Annotated in this window: 18 protein-coding genes; 8 read left to right on the top strand and 10 right to left on the bottom strand. The window is 71.3% G+C overall.

Features of this window, described 5'->3' with window-relative positions:
* The first annotated feature begins 51 nt into the window (after positions 1-51).
* Complete coding sequence (locus ACIBJB_RS44025) at positions 52-246, top strand: hypothetical protein (RefSeq protein ID WP_007380617.1); 195 nt, start codon at positions 52-54, stop codon at positions 244-246.
* Positions 247-286: 40 nt separating this feature from the next.
* Positions 287-1,909, top strand: coding sequence for a hypothetical protein (locus tag ACIBJB_RS44030; RefSeq protein WP_398939792.1), 1,623 nt, complete (start codon positions 287-289; stop codon positions 1,907-1,909).
* Positions 1,910-2,244: 335 nt separating this feature from the next.
* Here the strand turns inward: ACIBJB_RS44030 and ACIBJB_RS44035 are convergent, their stop codons facing one another.
* Positions 2,245-3,744, bottom strand: a complete 1,500-nt coding sequence (locus ACIBJB_RS44035; RefSeq protein WP_398939793.1) for a PLP-dependent aminotransferase family protein — start codon at positions 3,742-3,744, stop codon at positions 2,245-2,247.
* Between the two features lie 64 nt (positions 3,745-3,808).
* Here ACIBJB_RS44035 and ACIBJB_RS44040 point away from each other — a divergent pair, with 64 nt between their 5' ends.
* From ACIBJB_RS44040 to ACIBJB_RS44055, 4 genes are all read left to right on the top strand, one after another.
* On the top strand, positions 3,809-4,498 hold the full coding sequence (locus ACIBJB_RS44040; protein ID WP_398939794.1) for a YitT family protein: 690 nt from the start codon (positions 3,809-3,811) through the stop codon (positions 4,496-4,498).
* Positions 4,495-5,262 (top strand): glycerophosphodiester phosphodiesterase, encoded by a 768-nt coding sequence (locus tag ACIBJB_RS44045; RefSeq protein ID WP_398939795.1) that lies wholly within the window; start codon positions 4,495-4,497, stop codon positions 5,260-5,262. The genes ACIBJB_RS44040 and ACIBJB_RS44045 overlap by 4 nt, the downstream gene beginning before the upstream one ends.
* A 54-nt stretch (positions 5,263-5,316) precedes the next feature.
* On the top strand, positions 5,317-6,672 hold the full coding sequence (locus ACIBJB_RS44050) for an MFS transporter (RefSeq protein WP_398939796.1): 1,356 nt from the start codon (positions 5,317-5,319) through the stop codon (positions 6,670-6,672).
* Positions 6,673-6,939: 267 nt separating this feature from the next.
* Entirely contained in the window at positions 6,940-7,314 is a 375-nt protein-coding gene (locus ACIBJB_RS44055) for an RNA polymerase-binding protein RbpA (RefSeq protein ID WP_003977404.1), read from the top strand.
* 95 nt (positions 7,315-7,409) lie between these two features.
* On the opposite strand, the gene fxsA is transcribed toward ACIBJB_RS44055, so the two are convergent.
* The 4 genes from fxsA to ACIBJB_RS44075 form a co-directional block, all read right to left on the bottom strand.
* Entirely contained in the window at positions 7,410-7,976 is a 567-nt protein-coding gene (gene fxsA / locus ACIBJB_RS44060; protein ID WP_398939797.1) for an FxsA family membrane protein, read from the bottom strand.
* A 72-nt stretch (positions 7,977-8,048) separates the two neighbouring features.
* The gene (locus ACIBJB_RS44065) at positions 8,049-8,843 is read right to left on the bottom strand and encodes a polyprenol monophosphomannose synthase (RefSeq protein ID WP_398939798.1); all 795 of its coding nucleotides are present in this window, start codon (positions 8,841-8,843) and stop codon (positions 8,049-8,051) included.
* Between the two features lie 551 nt (positions 8,844-9,394).
* The gene (locus tag ACIBJB_RS44070) at positions 9,395-10,990 is read right to left on the bottom strand and encodes an amidohydrolase (protein ID WP_398939799.1); all 1,596 of its coding nucleotides are present in this window, start codon (positions 10,988-10,990) and stop codon (positions 9,395-9,397) included.
* Positions 10,991-11,052: 62 nt separating this feature from the next.
* A complete protein-coding gene (locus tag ACIBJB_RS44075) occupies positions 11,053-11,493 on the bottom strand; it encodes an Lrp/AsnC family transcriptional regulator (protein WP_004002750.1) in 441 nt (146 codons plus the stop codon).
* A gap of 268 nt (positions 11,494-11,761) precedes the next feature.
* Here ACIBJB_RS44075 and ACIBJB_RS44080 point away from each other — a divergent pair, with 268 nt between their 5' ends.
* On the top strand, positions 11,762-12,196 hold the full coding sequence (locus ACIBJB_RS44080) for a hypothetical protein (RefSeq protein WP_398939800.1): 435 nt from the start codon (positions 11,762-11,764) through the stop codon (positions 12,194-12,196).
* Between the two features lie 19 nt (positions 12,197-12,215).
* Here ACIBJB_RS44080 and ACIBJB_RS44085 read toward each other — a convergent pair whose 3' ends face one another.
* From ACIBJB_RS44085 to ACIBJB_RS44095, 3 genes are all read right to left on the bottom strand, one after another.
* Complete coding sequence (locus ACIBJB_RS44085; RefSeq protein WP_398939801.1) at positions 12,216-13,301, bottom strand: phosphotransferase family protein; 1,086 nt, start codon at positions 13,299-13,301, stop codon at positions 12,216-12,218.
* A gap of 29 nt (positions 13,302-13,330) precedes the next feature.
* Positions 13,331-14,443, bottom strand: a complete 1,113-nt coding sequence (locus tag ACIBJB_RS44090; protein ID WP_398939802.1) for a hypothetical protein — start codon at positions 14,441-14,443, stop codon at positions 13,331-13,333.
* Positions 14,444-14,780: 337 nt separating this feature from the next.
* On the bottom strand, positions 14,781-15,953 hold the full coding sequence (locus ACIBJB_RS44095; RefSeq protein ID WP_398939803.1) for an acyl-CoA dehydrogenase family protein: 1,173 nt from the start codon (positions 15,951-15,953) through the stop codon (positions 14,781-14,783).
* A 361-nt stretch (positions 15,954-16,314) separates the two neighbouring features.
* Between ACIBJB_RS44095 and ACIBJB_RS44100 the strand changes: the two genes are divergently transcribed.
* Positions 16,315-17,547, top strand: coding sequence for a glycoside hydrolase family 18 protein (locus ACIBJB_RS44100; RefSeq protein ID WP_398939804.1), 1,233 nt, complete (start codon positions 16,315-16,317; stop codon positions 17,545-17,547).
* Positions 17,548-17,662: 115 nt separating this feature from the next.
* On the opposite strand, the gene ACIBJB_RS44105 is transcribed toward ACIBJB_RS44100, so the two are convergent.
* Together ACIBJB_RS44105 and ACIBJB_RS44110 are read right to left on the bottom strand one after the other, a co-directional pair.
* Positions 17,663-18,322: a TetR/AcrR family transcriptional regulator gene (locus tag ACIBJB_RS44105; protein ID WP_079162921.1), complete on the bottom strand. Its 660-nt coding sequence runs from the start codon at positions 18,320-18,322 to the stop codon at positions 17,663-17,665.
* Between the two features lie 65 nt (positions 18,323-18,387).
* Entirely contained in the window at positions 18,388-18,528 is a 141-nt protein-coding gene (locus tag ACIBJB_RS44110; protein ID WP_365646552.1) for an SCO1431 family membrane protein, read from the bottom strand.
* Between the last annotated feature and the right edge of the window lie 3 nt (positions 18,529-18,531).

Here is an 18,531-nt window from a genome sequence, read left to right on the forward strand (position 1 = left end):
GTGATCCTGGAAGTACTCATGGTGACTGTCCCCACGAACCAGGAGCACCACATGATCCTCTCCATCTCGGGCGTCGTACTGCTCGGCATCGTCGTCTTCATCTTCTTCCGCAAGGACGGGCTCAAGGCCTCGCACGCCCTGATCTCGGCGCTGTTCGGCTTCTACCTGGCCAGCACCGCCATCGCCCCGAGCATCAAGGCCGGCGGCGAGAGCCTGGCGAGCCTCCTTGGCGGCATCAAGTTCTGACGCCGCCCCTCCCGTCCGTACGCACCTCCAGGAGACAGCAGTGGCCCGCCGCCCCCTCCCCCGCATCCTGAGCACTGGCAGCGCGCAGATCGCCCGGAGCCGGGAGCTGGCCCGGACGGCGGCCGACAGCGCCACCGACGTCCTCCACCCGCTGATCACGATGACACGCGGTCTGCGCCGGCTGGCCTCGGTCGGCCGGCGCAAGTGGGCCGAGTCCCCCAAGGACAAGCGCGGGCCGCTGCTTTTCCTGGTGGCCTCGGTGGTCCTGGTCGTGGCGCTCGTTCCGTACGGTCCGCTGCTCGCCGTCATCAGCCTGATGGCGGCGGCGGCCTGGCAGGGCCGGGACCGCAAGCCGCCGGAGCCGGAAGGACCCGACGAGTCGCAGACTCAGCGCCTCCAGTCGCTGTACGAAGCGCTCGTCCCGTACTTCTCGGCGGCCGAGGACCCGGCCCCGCTGTACGCGCACGGCGGCGAGTGGGAGAAGGCCTTCCCGGCGTACGACTTCGACGGCACCGGTCGCATCACCCATCTGCTGATCCGCTACCCGGCGTACTTCGCCGACGGCGAGGCCGAGGCCCGGGCCCGCGTCGAGCAGCTGCTGCACGCCAAGTCGGGCCGCGGCCGCGAGTACCACTTCACCTGGGACGAGGAGGGCAACCAGCTCACGGTCACCGTCCTCGGCCCGCTGCCCACCGACATCGCCGCCCAGCGTTTCGTCACCGCCCCTGGCGAGACGGTCCTCGGCTTCACCGATCCCACCCAGGTCCAGCGCACCCTGCCGCTGGGCTTCGGCGACGGACAGCGCGACGTCCCGCCGGTGGTCTGGCGCACCGGTATCCGCTCCACCGAGCCGCACCTGCTGGTCATGGGCCAGCCGGGCAGCGGCACCTCGACGCTGCTGCGCTCGATCGCGCTCCAGGCCCTTCAGTACGGCGATGTCGTCATCGTCGACGGCGGCGGCACCGGCGAGTACGCATGCCTGACCGGGCGGGACGGGGTCCTCTCGGTCGAGTGCGGACTGGCGGGAGCACTGGCGAGCCTGGAGTGGGCGGCGACCGAGACGGAGCGCCGTCTCATCGCGACCAACCAGGCCCGTCAGGCCGGCCGGCCATCGCCGGACGACACCGCGCGCCCGCTGTGGATCCTCCTCGACCGCCCGAGCGCCTTCACCCACCTGGCCGCCGCGGACGGCCGCAAGGATCCGCAGTCCCTCCTCCAGGTCCCCCTCCGGCACGGTCGTGCGGCGAATGTCACGGTGGTGGTGGCCGATCAGTTCGACGGCGCGGAGACGTTGAGCGATCCGGTACGGCAGCACACGCGCGCGCGTGTCGTGCTGGGCCCGGCGACGCCGGACCAGCTGGAGGCGTTTCTGGGTGCGCCCCCGCACACGACCCCGGCGGCGCAGGTCCCGCCCGGACGCGGATACGCCCGGCTTGGGACGGGGCCGGTTCACCGTCTCCAGGTGCCGGCGACTCCGGATCCGTACGACGACGCGACGAGCGAGGCGGACCGGCAGGCGGTGCTGGCGCTGTTGCCGGTCCGGACGACTCCTGCCGATGCGGAGGCGGTCCCCTCGGAGGCGGAACTGGAATCGGCCCCCGCGGAAGCAGAGCCGGTCCTGTCGAAAGCAGAGCCGGAAGCGGTGGCCGCGGAAGCGCCGTGACCCTCAGCGGTAGTCGTGCGGCTGCGGCTGCGTGGGGGCTGATCGCGCAGTTCCCCGCGCCCCTGGGTAGGGGCAGTTGCCGTCCCTCGCACAGTGCCCGCCGCCCGCTCCGTTCCCGCGGTAGTCATGCGGCTGCGGCTGCGTGGGGGCTGATCGCGCAGTTCCCCGCGCCCCTGGGTAGGTGCAGTTGCCGTCCCTCGCACAGTGCCCGCCGCCCGCTCCGTTCCCGCGGTAGTCATGCGGCCGCGGCTGCGTGGGGGCTCATCGCACAGTTCCCCGCGCCCCTGAGTAGGCGCAGTTGCCGTCCGTCGCACAGTGCCCGCCGGCCGCTCCGGTCAGGCGACGAACGTACGCGGTGCCTCCCCGCCCCCGGAACCGCCGCTCTCCACCGCCCGCGCCGCCGCGGCCAGTCGCGCCGCGGCCTCGTCGGCCACCGCTCCTCCGACGGTGAAGGGCAGTCGTACATAGCCCTCGAAGGCGCCGTCGACCCCGAACCGCGGTCCCGACGGCACGCGTACGCCCACCCGCTCGCCCACTTCCGCCAGCCGCGAGCCGGACAACCCCCCGGCCCGCACCCACAGCGTCAGGCCTCCCTGCGGTACCTCGAACTCCCACGACGGCAGTTCCTTGCGCAGCGCCGCGACCAGCGCGTCCCGGTTCTCCCGGGCCTGGCTCCGCCGCAGTTCCACGGCCTGCTCCCACCCCCCGGTGCTGAACAGCCAGTTCACGGCCAGCTGCTCCAGCACCGGCGTGCCCAGGTCGGCATAGGCTCGCGCGGCGACCAGGCTGCGGATCACGTCCGGCGCCGCCCGCACCCACCCGATCCGCATCCCCGCCCAGAACGCCTTGCTGGCCGAGCCGACGGTGACCACGGTCGAGCCGGCCGGGTCGAACGCGCACACCTGCCGCGGCATCGAGACGTCCTCGTCCAGCCACAGCTCGGTCATCGTCTCGTCGGCCACCAGCACGGTCCCCGCGGACCGTGCCGCCTCCACCAGCCGCCGCCGCTGGTCCTCGTCGGCCAGCGCACCGGTCGGATTGTGGAAGTCGGCGACGACGTAGGCGATCCGCGGCGCCGCGTCCCGCAGCACCTGCCGCCAGCGGTCCACGTCCCAGCCCGTCAGCCCCTCCGCCATCGCGACGGGCACGAGCCGGGCGCCCGCCTCCCGCATCAGCTGAAGGATGTTCGCGTAGGACGGGGACTCCACGGCGATGCGCTCGCCCCGGCCCCCGAACAGATGGCAGATCGCGTCGATCGCGCCCATCGCCCCGGTCGTGACCATGATCTGCTCGGGCATCGTCGGGATGCCGCGCGCGGTGTACCGCTCGGCGATCATCGTCCGCAGGGCCGGCAGACCCGCCGGGTAGTCGCCGTGCGTGTGGGCGTACGGCGGCAGTTCCTCCAGGGCCCCCTGCACCGCCCGCGTCAGCCACGGCTCCGGCGCGGGCAGTGCCGCGCAGCCCAGGTCGATCATCGAACCGAGGGCCTCGGGCGGGAGGGGTTCGAGTCCGCGCGCCGGGAGGGGATTGCCGGCCGGGACCGCCGTCCAGCTGCCCGCGCCGCGCCGGGACTCCAGGAAACCCTCGGCCCGCAGCGCCTCGTAGGCCGCCGCCACGGTCGTACGGCTGACGGACAGGGAGAGGGCCAGTTCGCGTTCCGCGGGCAGGCGGGCGGCCACCGGAACACGGCCCTCCAGGACCAGCAGGCGGATGCCGTCGGCGAGCGCGCGATAGGCCGGCGGGCGGCGCGTGCCGGGGCCCGCCGGACGGTCCTGCTGGGAGTTGAGCAGCCGGGCGAGCTGCGCCGCACCCACCGCCGAGGTCCACTGCGCCACTGAAATCAGTCCACCTTCCCCGAATTGGCCATGGATGGCGTGCCATCCCAAGCCACAGGGTGTCATGCATCAGGCCACTACCACCACAGGGGGACCCGCCTTGTTCACGCAGAGCCGTCTCGGACGACGGTTGATCCAGCTGTACGTCGGACTCGCCCTCTACGGGGCCAGCTCGGCGCTGCTCGTCGAGGCGGGCCTGGGCCTGGAGCCCTGGGGCGTGCTGCACCAGGGCCTCGCCGAGCTGACGGGCCTGTCCATCGGTGTCGTGTCGATCATCGTGGGCGCGGCGGTGCTGCTCCTGTGGATCCCGTTGCGTCAGCGGCCGGGCCTCGGCACGGTCTCCAACGTCTTCGTGGTCGGCATCGCCATGGACGCCACCCTCGCCGCGGTGCCCGAGGTGCACGGTCTCGCCGTACGGATCCCCCTCCTGCTGGCCGGCATCCTCCTCAACGGCGTGGCCACCGGCCTCTACATCGCCGCAGCCTTCGGTCCGGGCCCCAGGGACGGCCTCATGACCGGGCTGCACCGGCGGACGGGACGCTCGATCCGGCTGATGCGGACCGCGGTCGAAGTGGCCGTCGTGGTCACCGGATTCGCCCTCGGCGGCACCATCGGAATCGGAACCGTCCTCTACGCGGTGTCCATCGGCCCCCTCGCCCAGCTCTTCCTGCGCGTGTTCGCCGTCCTTCCGGCATCCGACGGCAGCACGGTCGTTGCCACCGGGCAACCGCGGGGAGCGATACTGCGTCCGTGACCTCGCGGATACGCCACCCCTACCTCGACCATCCCGGCCCCATCCCCTTCGCCCACCGGGGCGGGGCGGCGGACGGCCTGGAGAACACCGCGTTCCAGTTCCGGCGGGCGGTCGAGGCGGGCTACCGGTATCTGGAGACCGACGTCCATTCCACCGCGGACGGCAAGCTGGTCGCCTTCCACGACGCGACCCTGGACCGGGTGACCGACGGGGCGGGCCGGATAGCCGACCTGTCCTGGGCGGACGTACGGCACGCGCGTGTGGCGGGCAAGGAACCGGTGCCGCTGTTCGAAGAGCTCCTGGAGACCTTCCCCGAGGCCCGCTGGAACGTCGACATCAAGGCCGGGCCCGCCCTCCAGCCGCTCCTGGACCTCATCGAGCGCACCGACACCTGGGACCGCGTCTGCGTCGGCTCGTTCTCCGAGGCGCGGGTGATGCGCGCCCAGCGGCTGGCCGGGCCGCGCCTGGCGACGTCGTACGGCACCCGGGGTGTGCTGAACCTGCGGCTGCGCTCGTGGGGGTTCCCGGCGGCACTGCGCCGCTCGGCCGTCGCCGCACAGGTGCCCGAGACCCAGTCCGGCATCCAGGTGGTCGACCACCGCTTCGTGCGCGCCGCCCACGCGCGCGGGCTGCAGGTGCACGTGTGGACCATCAACGAACCCGAGCGCATGCACCGGCTTCTGGACCTGGGCGTCGATGGCATCATGACCGATCACATCGACACACTGCGCAAGGTCATGGAGGAGCGGGGCGTCTGGGTCTGACCCGTCCCGTCCCCGGGCCGCGCACGGCACCTTCACGGGGAAGCGAGGGCACGGGTGGGCACCGACACCGTGCGGGCGGGCTCGGCGGACGAGGCCGCCGACCGGCGGCGCGAGCAGCGCGGCTGGTACTTCTACGACTGGGCGTGCTCCGTCTACTCGACGAGCGTGCTCACCGTGTTCCTGGGTCCTTATCTGACGTCGGTCGCGAAACACGCGGCGGACGCGGACGGATACGTCCACCCCCTGGGCATCCCGGTGCGGGCCGGCTCCTTCTTCGCCTACTCGGTGTCCCTGTCGGTGATCGTGGCCGTGCTGGTGATGCCCCTGGTGGGGGCCGCCGCCGACCGCAGCGGCCGTAAGAAGCCCCTCCTGGCGGCCGCCGCCTACACCGGGGCCGCGGCGACGACCGGCATGTTCTTCCTGGGCGGCGAGCGGTATCTCCTCGGCGGGGTCCTGCTGGTCGTCGCGAACGCCGCGGCGGCCGTCGGCACCATGCTCTACAACTCCTACCTCCCGCAGATCGCCCCGCCCGAGGAACGCGACGCCGTCTCCTCCAAGGGCTGGGCCTTCGGCTACGCGGCGGGCGCCCTGGTCCTGGTCGCGAACCTCGTCCTCTACACGGGCCACGAATCCTTCGGCCTCTCCGAGAGCGCCGCGGTCCGCATCTGTCTGGCCTCGGCCGGGCTGTGGTGGGGCGCCTTCGCGTTGATTCCGCTACGCCGGCTGCGGGATCGCCGCTCCCTCGAAGAAGGACCGAAGGAAGCGACGGCTCCCGGCTTCCGGCAGCTCGCGGCCACCGTGCGCGGCATGCGCCGCCACCCGCTCACCCTCGCCTTCCTGCTCGCCTACCTCGTCTACAACGACGGCATCCAGACCGTGATCTCCCAGGCGTCGATCTACGGCTCGGAAGAGCTGGGTCTCGGGCAGTCGACGCTCATCGCGGCCGTGCTCCTGGTCCAGGTGCTCGCAGTGGCGGGGGCGCTGGCGCTCGGCCGGATCGCCCGCGTGCACGGGGCCAAACGCACGATCCTCGGATCCCTGGTCGCCTGGGCGGCAGTCCTGGGCGCGGGATACTTCCTGCCCGCCGGCGCACCCGTGTGGTTCTTCGTCCTGGCGTCCGGCATCGGACTCGTCCTCGGCGGCAGCCAGGCCCTGTCCCGCTCCCTGTTCTCGCATCTCGTCCCGCCCGGCAAGGAGGCCGAATACTTCTCGGCGTACGAGATGAGCGACCGCGGCATGAGCTGGCTGGGCCCGCTCCTGTTCGGGATCACGTACCAGGTAACCGGAAGTTATCGGGACGCGATCATCTCGCTGGTGGCCTTCTTCGTCATCGGATTCGCCCTGCTCGCACGGGTCCCGGTACGGCGGGCGATCAGCGACGCGGGCAACCCCGTACCCGAAAGGATTTAGCGTTCAACACCAAAGCGCTGTAGTGTACGCGTTTGGCCTGCCAGGCGTACCGTTACTGCGCGTCAAAGATGCCGAAACGCTGGGTGACATCTGTTAGCAGATGTGACAAACCGGGCGCTGGTGGGTACAACAAGGGGCGGCTACGACGGCGATGCATTGCCCGGGACGGGACCCGGAACGGGAATCTTTACCGCCGACCGGACGTTGACCGGATGACGACGACAGCGACACCTGTCCTGTGGGCGACAAGCCCGGGAGGCACGATTCATGAGTGAGCGAGCTCTTCGCGGCACGCGCCTCGTGGTGACCAGCTACGAGACGGACCGCGGCATCGACCTGGCCCCGCGCCAGGCCGTGGAGTACGCATGCGAGAAGGGACATCGTTTTGAGATGCCCTTCTCGGTCGAGGCGGAGATCCCGCCGGAGTGGGAGTGCAAGGTCTGCGGGGCCCAGGCACTCCTCGTGGACGGCGACGGCCCTGAAGAGAAGAAGGCCAAGCCCGCGCGTACGCACTGGGACATGCTGATGGAACGACGTACCCGAGAGGAACTCGAAGAGGTCCTCGAGGAACGTCTGGCGGTACTGCGTTCCGGGGCGATGAACATCGCTGTTCATCCCCGGGACAGCCGCAAGTCGGCCTGAGCGGGAACACAGCGCATACAAGTAACCGCGGGCGCGGTACGTGATTCACGTACCGCGCCCGCGGTTTGTGCTGCCCACGGCAGCCCGCGGCTGCCTCAGCGGGTGAGCGGCGGTCGTGGCTCCTGCGGGGTGTCGTCGCCCGGCTCGTCCCGGACGATGACCTCGCCCTGGACCACCTTGCCGTCGGGACGCTGCATACGGGCCTGCTGGAAGGCATCGCCCAGGGTGCCCGGAGCGGCCTCGCGCAGCTTGCGGTCGAAGGTGCGCTCGGCATACCGGCCGATGGCCTTCTGGACCGGCGGGATCAGCAGGAGAAGGCCCACGGCGTCGGAGATCAGGCCGGGGATCATCAGGAGCAGGCCGCCCAGCATCATCAGGCCGTTGCCACTGCTGCCCGAACTCGAAGGGGCCCCGCCCCGCTGGAGCGCCTCGTTCAGGTTCTGGAAGGCGCGGCGGCCGGCCCGCTTGATGACCACCGAGCCGAGCACGAAGCCCGCGACCAGCAGCAGGAACACCGCGAATCCGCTCGCCGCGCCCGCGACCACGGTCAGCAGCCAGATCTCCAGCACCAGCCAGGCGGCGACGCCCAGCGGCAGGAAGGTGCGCATACGGGAACGGCGGGGCCGGACGGGGTACGTGGGGGTCGGAGCGCCTGTCGTCATACGTCCAGTGTGCCTGGGTGCGGCTCAGCACGGGATAAGGGGACGATCAGCCGCGGCTGTGCGGCCGTAGGCCTACGGCTGTGCGCGCTTTCCCCGCGCGGTGATCCTGCCGACCCGCTCGCCCACACCCCAGGTGGTGACCCGCCACAGGGCCTCCACGAGGATGTCGCGACTCATCTTGGAGTCGCCGAGTTCGCGCTCCACGAAGGTGATCGGCACCTCGACGACGTGGTAACCGGCCTTGACCGCGCGGCGGGCGAGGTCGACCTGAAAGCAGTAGCCCTGGGAGGCGACGTCGTCGAGACCGAGGCCTTCGAGGGTCTCGCGGCGGAAGGCGCGGTAGCCGCCGGTGATGTCACGCAGCGGAAGGTCGAGTGCCACGCGTGAGTAGAGGCTGCCGCCGCGTGAGATGAACTCGCGCGACTTGGGCCAGTTCACGACCCGGCCGCCGGGCACCCAGCGGGAGCCGAGGACCAGGTCGGCGTTCTTCAGGGCGGTCAGCAGGCGGGGCAGTTCCTCGGGCTGGTGGGAGCCGTCGGCGTCCATCTCGACCAGGACGCCGTAGCCGTGCTCCAGGCCCCAGTGGAAGCCCGCGAGATAGGCCGCGCCGAGGCCCTCCTTGCCCTTGCGGTGCAGCACCTGGACGTGGTCGTCCCCGACGGCCAGTTCGTCGGCGAGCTTGCCGGTGCCGTCGGGGCTGTTGTCGTCGGCCACGAGGACATGGGCCTCCGGGACGGCCTTGCGCACCCGGCCGACGATGGCCTTGATGTTCTCCGCCTCGTTGAAGGTCGGAATGATCACCAACGCCGTCCCGAGCGGGCCGAATCGCCTCTCCTGGCCCGTGAGGGTCCCGTCGCCGTCGTTCACTGCTGCCCCTTTGAGTCATTGCGCAGACGTCCACCATAGTGCGCACGGCCTGCGACGACGTGACAAGGCGTTCGTATGCTGGTGTTGTTTTCTCAAGAGTGGGGTAAGACTCATATTTTCGGCCATCATGGCGGAATCGCCGCCCCCGCTGCGGATGGGGGCCCGGCGCCCTTCGGGCCGACCTGGGGCCCGCTGGCTGCGGGTCGACCGAAAGCCGTTGTCTACTGAGCGCCCGGGCCCCACCCGGGTCACACCTCCCCGGCCGGACGGAACGTCCCCTCGCCGTGGCGCGAGCGCTGGGCCTGGCTCCCAGTGACGGTGCCCCGGTGCGGCACACCGTCCCTGACCCAGCGGCGCTGCGACGACTGGGCGGAGATTCCCCGGTCGGGCGTCCGGTGGTGGACCCGGCCGAACCTACCGGCCCCCTGCCGTCGGCTGTCAACAGTCGTTTGACCTGCACGTCTGTCGCCAACGCCCTGGTCAGAGCGGAGGATGCGCAGGTCGCGCGACAGCGTGGCGGCGGGCCATCCGTACCGCGCCACCCCCGGAGATCACTCGCCCGGCCGTACGAAGACCGTCCGTCCGCCGACCACGGTCCGCAGGCAGACCGGGAGGTCACGGCCCGGCGTCAGGTCGGGCAGACCGGGGGTGCCGGAGCGGGGGTCGGTGGACCAGCGGGCGACCCGGTCGTCGGGGGCTTGCACGACCAGTTCGTCGGTGCGCCACACGGCGTAGTCCGCGGGGGCGCCGGGCACCAGGACTCCCGCGTCGTCCCGGCCGATCGCCCGCCAGCCGCCGCGGGTGTGCGCGGTGAAGGCGGCGCGTACGGAGACGCGGTGCTCCGGGGTGCGGTGGAAGGCGGCCGCGCGGAGTGTGCCCCACGGGTCGAGGGGGGTGACGGGGCTGTCGGAGCCGAAGGCGAGCGGCACACCGGCGCGCAGGAGGGCCGCGAAGGGGTTCAGACGGCTCGCCCGCTCCCGGCCCAGGCGCCGGGCGTACATGCCGTCCTCGCCGCCCCACAGGGCGTCGAAGGCGGGCTGGACGGAGGCGGTCAGACCGAGCTCGGCGAAGGCGGCGACGGCTTCGGGCGTGAGCATCTCGACGTGCTCGACGCGGTGCCGGGCGGCACGCACGCGGGCGAGGCCGAGCTTCTCCGCGGCGGCGCGGACGCCCTCGACCACGGCGCCCACCGCCGCGTCGCCGATCGCGTGGAAGCCGGCCTGCAGGCCCGCCTCGGTGCAGGCGGTGACATGGTCGGCCACGGCGGCGGCGTCCAGGTAGGGGATCCCGGTGTGGTCGGCATCGGCGTACGGCTCGTGCAGGCACGCCGTGTGGGAACCGAGGGCGCCGTCGACGAAGAGGTCTCCGGCGGCGCCCAGCGCACCGAGCTGCCGTGCCTTGGCAACGCCTTCATCGCCCTGCTCGGCCCAGTAGCCGACCACCCTGGGGCCCGGCTCCTGGCTCGCAAGCCGCAGCAGCCCGGTGAAGTCGTCCTCGGAGGAGATCTCGGGGCCTGCGCATTCGTGAAGCGTGCCGATGCCGAGGGAGGCGGCGTGGGCGAGGGCGGCGCGCTGCGCCTCGGTGCGCTGAGCGGGCGTGACGGAGCCGAGTGCCGCGGCGCGCACGGCGTGGTGGGCGTCGCCCGTGAGAGGGCCGTCCAGGAGCCCCAGGGACGTCATGTCGAGGAGTGCCGTCGTCACGACCGCCGAGTGGACGTCGATGCGGCTCAGATACAGGGGGCGGCCACCTGTCGCCTCGTCGAGCTCCGCGCGCGTGGGCGGGCGTCCGACGGGCCAGCGGGCGGCGTCCCAGCCGTGACCGAGCAGGACGCGGTCGTTCGGGCGGGCGGCCGCGAAGTCCCGTACGAGCGTGAGGGCCGCGTCCAGGGACGAGGCGCCGGTGAGGTCGAGGCCGGTCAGGGCGAGGCCCGTGGCGGTGGTGTGCACGTGGGCGTCGGTGAACGCGGGGGTGACCAGGGCGCCGTCCAGGTCGACGATCTCGTCGACGCCGTCCGCGAAGGCGTCCGCGGCCCCTTCCGAACCGACCCAGGCGACCTGCCCTCGCTCCACGACCATCGCTGTCGCGAACGGGTCGGCGGGGCTGTGGACCTCGCCGCGGCGGAGGAGGACGGTCTTCGGTTCGCTCATGGGGACAGTTTCGCAGGGGGCCGCGCGCCGTCGGAGTGCGGGTGGACGCGGTCCCCCTTCGTTCAGATGCGCGGCGGGCGCGCCTCGTACGGGGTCGACAGCACCACCGTCGTACGCGTCGAGACCCCCGCCAGGCTCCTGAGCCTCGCCAGCAGCTCCTCCAGTTCGTGCGGGGTCGCCACCCGAACCTTCAGGATGTAGTTCTCGTCGCCCGCCACGCTGTGGCACGCCTCGATCTCGGGGACGCCGGCCAGGCGGTCCGCGATGTCGTCGGGGGCGCTGGGGTCGAACGGTTTCACCGAGATGAAGGCGGTCATGGGCAGGCCCACCGCCTCGGGGTCGACCACCGCGGCGTACCCGCGGATGACACCACGCTGCTCCAGGCGTCGCACCCGCTGGTGCACGGCCGAGGTGGACAGGCCCGTGGCCTTGCCCAGGTCCGTGTAACTCATCCGCCCGTCCTTGACGAGCAGCTGCACGATTTGTCGGTCCAGCTCCTCCATGGCGCAAGAACCTACAGTGCACCTGATCTCCCCGGATACCTGAGCGCCCCAGGTCATGCCCGGTTCGTGATGTGACCGAGAGGTGCCTGTGAGCGGCCTGAGGGACAAAACGACCGCCACGGGCATCTGCGAGCGGCATGTGACGAAGGCCACACCCACCGAACGGCCTCCGTGATGTTCTCGTGATTACCGCGATGACGTGACGGGAAGTGCTTGCTGTGGTCGAGGCCGCAGCGCCGTCACGGCCCAGTCCGAGGGGGAGAACCCAATGCAGAGTCTTCAGCGTCCTGGTCGTACCGCGCCCAAGCGCCTCCAGGCGGTTGCCGAGTCCGAGCCGGAGGGCGTCGAACCCGACGCCCTCGACGACGACTTCGACGCGTACGACACCTTCGAGATGTACCGGGTGATCTGCCCGGACTGCGCGCAGCCCATCGCCCTGCTGGCGGACGAGGAGGTGCTGCCGGAGCACGCGCTGTGCGCCTCGCCGTGGAACCCCTTCGGCCTCACCGTCTGCGCCGGTACGGGCCGCAAGGCCTCCGAGGCCCGGTCGGCGGACGAGTCGGCGGAGCCCCAGGAGCAGGAGACCGCCCTCCTGTTGACGCTCCCTCAGGGACTCGACTGGCGGACCCAGCCGTTCTCGCACGTCGGTGGCCCGGCTTCGCGCCCCATGCGCGTGCCGGTGATGCGCCGTCAGGCCGCCTGAGCCGTCCCGCTCAGTCCCCCTAGCTGCCCTGCACCATGGCTCGCAGGCTGCCGTGGTGCAGGATCAGTGTGTCCGGGTCCGCCGGGAGGTCCACCTCGCCGAAGAACGCCTGGCGGTAAGCGATACGCAGCATGACGATCGCGTGCCGCAGCGCGGCGTACAGCGTGAAGAAGTCCATGTCGCGCGGTGTGTGGCCGGTGAGTCGGGCATAGCGGGCCTCGACCCGGTCCCGGCGCAGGAAGTCGGGAAGTCCGCGCTGACCGAAGGCGACCGTCAGGTCCTGGAAGAAGCGGTGCAGATAGACGGTCCAGCCGAGGTCGACCTCGCGCGGGGCAAGGGCCGCCATCTCCCAGTCCAGGACGGCGACCGGGTCGAAGCCGTCGTAGATCACGTTCCCGATGCGTGCGTCGCCCCAGTTGAGGACGGGCGCGCCCGGGTCGGCCGGCCAGAGCTGCTCCAGCCGGTCGAAGGCCTGCTCGATGAGGGGTGAGCGGGCGAGTCCGTCCACCACCCAGGCGTAGTACGCGCGTTGGGCGGTGACATGGCGGCGCAGCGCGTCGCCCTTACCGGGCAGTTCCAGGAACGCCGCTTCCCGCACCGGGACTTGGTCGTGCAGGCGTGCCAACAGCCCGACCGTGGCGCTCTCGAGGTGTTCGCGCTCGGTGTCGCTCGCGGCGTGCAGCCAGTTGCCCTCGTAGGTGTAGGGCATGACATCCGGCGGTACGCGCCCCTGCACGCGCTCCATGACGAAGAACGGTGCCCCGAGCGGGCCCGGATCCTCCTCCAGCCACTGCACCTTCGGAACGGGAAGGTCCGAGAAGCGGCCCACCACTTCCATCGTGCGGTACTGGCGGACCATGTCGTAGACCGGGAAGACCGTGTACGCCGACGGATCCGCTGCGAGCCTCAACGCGCAGGAACGCAGGGGCGGTTCCGGGTGCTCGATGTCGAAGAGCAGGGTCTCGCTGGACAGGCCGTTCGAGGCGGGGACCGTCACGCCGACGGCCTTCGCGCCGGGCAGTCGGGTGCCGAGCCAGGCGGTGAGGCGGCGGGCGAGCTCCTCCGGGTCGCGGGTGGTGGTGCGGGGGCGGGGTGCCGTGGCCACGTCGTCAACTCCCTTGTCTCCGGGCCGTCTTACGGAGCCACCGAGTCGAAGCCGGTGAAGCCGCTCGGGTCGTGCCGTCCGAACGATCCGTGCTCGAAGATGCCGTGGCCGATCCGGCCGTCCAGCCGGAATCGGGCCGCGTGGTCGGTGACGCCGAACGCGGCCAGGGGGTGCGGCTCGGCGAGGTCGTAGGTGCGGCGGTCGGTCCAGTCGCGGCCCTGCCAGGTGCCGTGCTGCCAGTCGTCGGCAGGCGGGTAGCCGGCGCCGAGCGCGAGCGGTGAGGAGGTGAGGATCTCCACCTCCAGCTCCATGGGCTTGCGGATGTCGCCGAGGTGGACCAGGGCGCGTTCCGGGTGGCGGGTGCCGGGGCGGTAGGTGATCTCGGGCTGGGGCCAGCCGAGTTGGCGGTCGCGGTGGCCCGGGCGGACCACGGTCGCGTCGTTGAGCGAGCGGTGGCCGTCGGCGTCCTCCTGGACGATCACCATGAGGAAGCGGTCCTCGAAGCGGACCGGACACCAGATCCAGTGAAAGCCCGCGGTCCCATGCTCCTCGGCGAACCGGCCGCCCTCCTCCCCCGGCACCGGCCGCACACCCCAGCTGCGGTCCCGGGTCCCGGTCCAGCCCCGCACGCGCAGCTCGCGCCCGCCCACCCGGATCCAGCCGTCGCAGTGACCGGCCTGCACGAAACGCCTTCCCTCCAGGGTGAGCCGGCCGCCCCGCCGCTGGAGGTGGTGCGGTTCCCAGAGCGCCGGGAAGTCGGCACTCCAGGTGATCTCGTACGACAGCCCGTCCGGGTCGTCGGAGGCCGCCGCGCAGCTCAACACGAAGTCGCGCAGGGGGCGTTCGACGAGGATGCGCAGCGGGCCGACGGCCAGGTTCGTCCGCGAGTCGTCCCGCAGGGCGTCCGAGGCGCGCACCGCGTGCAGGGTGTCGCCGAGGCGCAGGGTCGCGTAGGCGTCGATCACCCCGAGGTTGGGGTACACGCCGATCCCGAGGATCAGCAGGGCGCGTCCGTCGTGGTCGAGGACGTGGAAGATGCAGCGGTCGTAAGCGTTGCGGTCCCCCGTCGCGACGTACTTCATGGACAGGGGCACCTGGTGCACGGGGTACTCGTCGAGCGGTACGGGGCGGTCGTCGGTCATGGCCAACCTCCCTGTCGGCAGTTGGCTGACGGTATGTCAGACCGCTGCGACTGGCCAGATGTCCGGCCGGACGTCCGCGAACTCACTCTCGATTGCGGGGAGCGGTGACCCGGCCACCGGCCTCCGCGTTGCCCCGGTATGACCCGTACGTATGCACCGGTCGCAGAATCGGTTCCGTCGGCTCCGTCCGCCTTCCGTCCGGCACCGCCGCCGCCCCAGGACCCGCCCATCTACCGTGACCTGATGCGCACCTGGGCCAACCGCGGCCGGACCCTTCCGGGGCGCCACGACCCGGAGTGGGTCCGGCTCGCGGCGCCGCAGGTCAGACCGGGTCAGTTCAGCGGGTCTCCGGACCCGCTAGGTGACGGGCGATGACCATCCGCTGGATCTGGTTGGTGCCCTCGACGATCTGCAGGACCTTGGCCTCGCGCATGTACCGCTCGGCCGGGAAGTCCGCGGTGTAGCCATAGCCGCCGAGGACCTGGACGGCGTCGATGGTGACCTTCATCGCGGTGTCGGTGCAGTGCAGTTTGGCCATGGCCGCCTGTTTGGCGAAGGGGCGTCCGGCGTCGCGCAGTCGCGCCGCCGCGAGGTACAGCGCCCGGCCCGCCTCGATCTGGGTCGCCATGTCGGCGAGCATGAAGCGCAGCCCCTGGAAGTCGGCGATCGGCCGCCCGAACTGCTGCCGCCCGGTGGCATAGCCCACCGCCTCGTCGAGGGCCGCCTGAGCCACGCCGATCGCGCAGGCCGCGATGCCGAGCCGACCCGAGTCGAGCGCGGACAGGGCGATCGCGAAGCCCTGCCCTTCGTCGCCGATGCGTCGGCCGTCCGGGATCCGCACACCGTCGAAGTGGACCTGGGCGGTGGGCGAGCCCTTCATGCCCATCTTCTTCTCCGGCGCCGCGGCGCTCACGCCCTCCGCGTCCGCGGGCACCAGGAAGGCGGTGATCCCGCGCGGCCCCTCCTCACCGGTGCGCGCCATGACGGTGTAGAAGTCGGCGACGCCGCCGTGCGTGATCCAGGCCTTGGTGCCGGTGATCACCCAGCCGTCGCCCTCCCGGACCGCCCTGGTGCGCAGCGAGGCCGCGTCCGAACCGGACGAGGGCTCGGAGAGGCAGTAGGCGCCGAGCAGTCCGCCGCCGAGCATCGCGGGCAGGTACTCGACCTGCTGTTGCTTGGTGCCGTAGGTGGCGAGCGCGTAGCAGGAGAGGGTGTGCACGCTGACACCGAGGCCGACGGTGAGGCGGGCGGCGGCGAGTTCTTCGAGGACCTGGAGGTAGACCTCGTACGGCTGGTCGGCGCCGCCGTGTTCGGAGGCGTAGGGCAGACCGAGCAGGCCGGTCCGGGAGAGCAGGGTGAAGACCTCGCGCGGGAAGTGCCCGGCGCCTTCCTCCTCGGCCGCCTTCGGGGCGATCTCGTGCTGCGCGATGTCGCGGACGAGCGAGATCAGATCCCGGGCCTCGTCCGTGGGCAATTGCCGGTCCACCGGCTGCGGGGCGCGGTCGGGCATGGCGACGCTCTCCTCCCTGTAGGGGCGCTGACGGACGCACGCCGTGGGGTGGGACGGCTCCGCCGGTATCACTGGACGCCGGTCGCTGCTCGCGTCTCCCGGGTCACGGAAGCTGCTGACCAGCGGCTGCGCCCTGTGAGTATGCCCGATCGGAGACACCCGGTCACTGGTTAACGACCGCTTACTTCAAGATAACCCAGGCCGCTGACAAGCGGCGGGGAATCGGCCCCGAATTGGTCCGAACCATTGACGCGGTGGTCTAGTCCTCCTACTGTTCCGGCAACGCTTTCCGCGTTCATGCCAATCAGCCGCGTTCATGCCGATCGGCTGGCGTTCCCCTCTCCCCCACGAGGAGACACCGATGCACTTTCTTCGCCGCGCCCGTTTCCGGGCGCTGATCTCCGCCGCGTGTTGCGCGGTCCTCGGCGCGGGCCTGGCGGCGGGCGCGAGCAGCGCCACCGCCGCCGCACCCCAGGCGAGCCCGAAGGCCGCCGGCTCCAAGGTCGTCGGCTACTTCACCGAATGGGGCACCTACGACCGGAAGTACTTCGTCAGGAACATCGAGACCTCCGGCTCGGCGGCGAAGCTGACCCACATCAACTACGCCTTCGGCAACGTCACCGCGGGCAAGTGCGCGATGGGCGACGCCTACGCGGCGACCGACCGCACGTACACCGCGGCCGAGTCCGTGGACGGCGTGGCCGACACCTGGGACCAGCCACTGCGGGGCAACTTCAACCAGTTGCGCGAGCTGAAGAAGAAGCACCCGGGCCTCAAGGTCCTCTGGTCGTTCGGCGGTTGGACCTGGTCGAGCGGCTTCGGCGAGGCCGCCCGCAACCCGGCCGCGTTCGCGCAGTCCTGCTACGACCTGGTCGAGAACTCCAAGTGGGCCGACGTCTTCGACGGCATCGACGTCGACTGGGAGTACCCGAACGCCTGCGGCAACACCTGTGACACCAGCGGCAGGGAGGCGTTCAAGAACCTGATGGCGGCGCTGCGCGCGAAGTTCGGGAGCGGGTCGCTGGTCACCGCCGCGATCACCGCGGACGCCACGGCCGGCGGCAAGATCGACGCGGCGAACTACGCGGGCGCGGCGCAGTACGTCGACTGGTACAACCCGATGACGTACGACTACTTCGGCGCCTGGGACGCGTCAGGACCGACGGCCCCGCACTCCCCGCTGAACTCCTACTCCGGTATCCCCAGGGCGGGTTACTCCACCTCGGCCACCATCGCCAAGCTCAAGGGACTGGGCATCCCGGCCTCGAAGCTGCTGCTCGGCATCGGCTTCTACGGCCGCGGGTGGACCGGCGTGACCCAGTCGGCGCCGGGCGGCACCGCGACGGGCCCGGCGGCGGGCACCTACGAACAGGGCATCGACGACTACAAGGTGCTGAAGTCCAAGTGCCCGGCGACGGGAACGGTGGGCGGCACGGCGTACGCCAAGTGCGGGAACAACTGGTGGAGTTACGACACCCCCGCGACCATCGCGACGAAGATGACGTACAAGAACCAGCAGGGCCTGGGCGGCACGTTCTTCTGGGAGCTGAGCGGGGACACCTCGGGCGGAGAGCTGATCAGGGCGATCAACTAACCGGACACGAGCGGGACTTGGGGCGGGGGACCACGAGCCTCCGCCCCAACCGGTCGGCCGTCAGCCGTCGCGGCGGACGGGTCGGCCGTCAGCCGCCGCGGCGGACGCTCGGCCGTCAGCCGTCGCGGCGGGCCGGTGCCGGGGCCGGGTGGGTCGGATCCATCTCCTCGATGGCGCGCATCGAGGCTCCGAGCGTCTTCACCAGGAGGTCGCGCATGGTGTCGCGGGAGAGCTGGGGCGGGCCGTCGATCCAGTCGAGGGTGGCGCCCTCGACGCTGCACACCCAGGCGAGCAGGCCCATGCGGGCCAGCGGGGAGATGTCGGTACGGCCGTACGCCCCGTCGGCGATGGTCGCGACGATCGCGTCGCGCACCCCGTCCCGGATGGCGTGCACCTCGGTGTCGAAACCGACACCGCCGCTGACGACGGTGCGGTAGGCCGCCTGGTTGTGCTCGGCGTAGCGCAGATAGCTGTCCAGAGTGCGCTGGACGCGGTCCACCTGCTCCATCTCGAGACCGCTCGCCGCGTAGGTGACCAGGTCGGCGACGGAGTCCTGGATGATCGCCAGGTAGTAGCCCCGCTTGGACTGGAAGTAGTAGTAGATCAGCCCCTTGGCGACATGCGCCTGGCGGGCGATGTCATCCATGGAGAGCGCGTCGTAGGACGTGTCCGCGAACAACTTGCGCCCGATGGCGATGAGTTCGGCGCGGCGAGCGACCGAGCGCTCGGTGCCGCGCGCCCGCGGCCGGGCTTCACGCTGATCACTGATATTCAAGTTTCGACCCTGGTCTCGGGCTGGCGGCGGGACATCCGCAGTATGTCAGTCAACCGTGGATCAGGTCACAGCAGACCGAGCTGCGTGACCAGCATCGCGATCACCGCGACGAGGGTCCAGCCCGCGACATGTTCGAGGAGCTTCGGGCCGTCGTCCTGGGGGCCGCCGGTACGGGCGCGGGCGGCTGTGGCTGAGTGTGCGGTCATGGC

Source organism: Streptomyces sp. NPDC050759 (assembly GCF_044456945.1).
Taxonomy (GTDB): Bacteria; Actinomycetota; Actinomycetes; order Streptomycetales; family Streptomycetaceae; genus Streptomyces.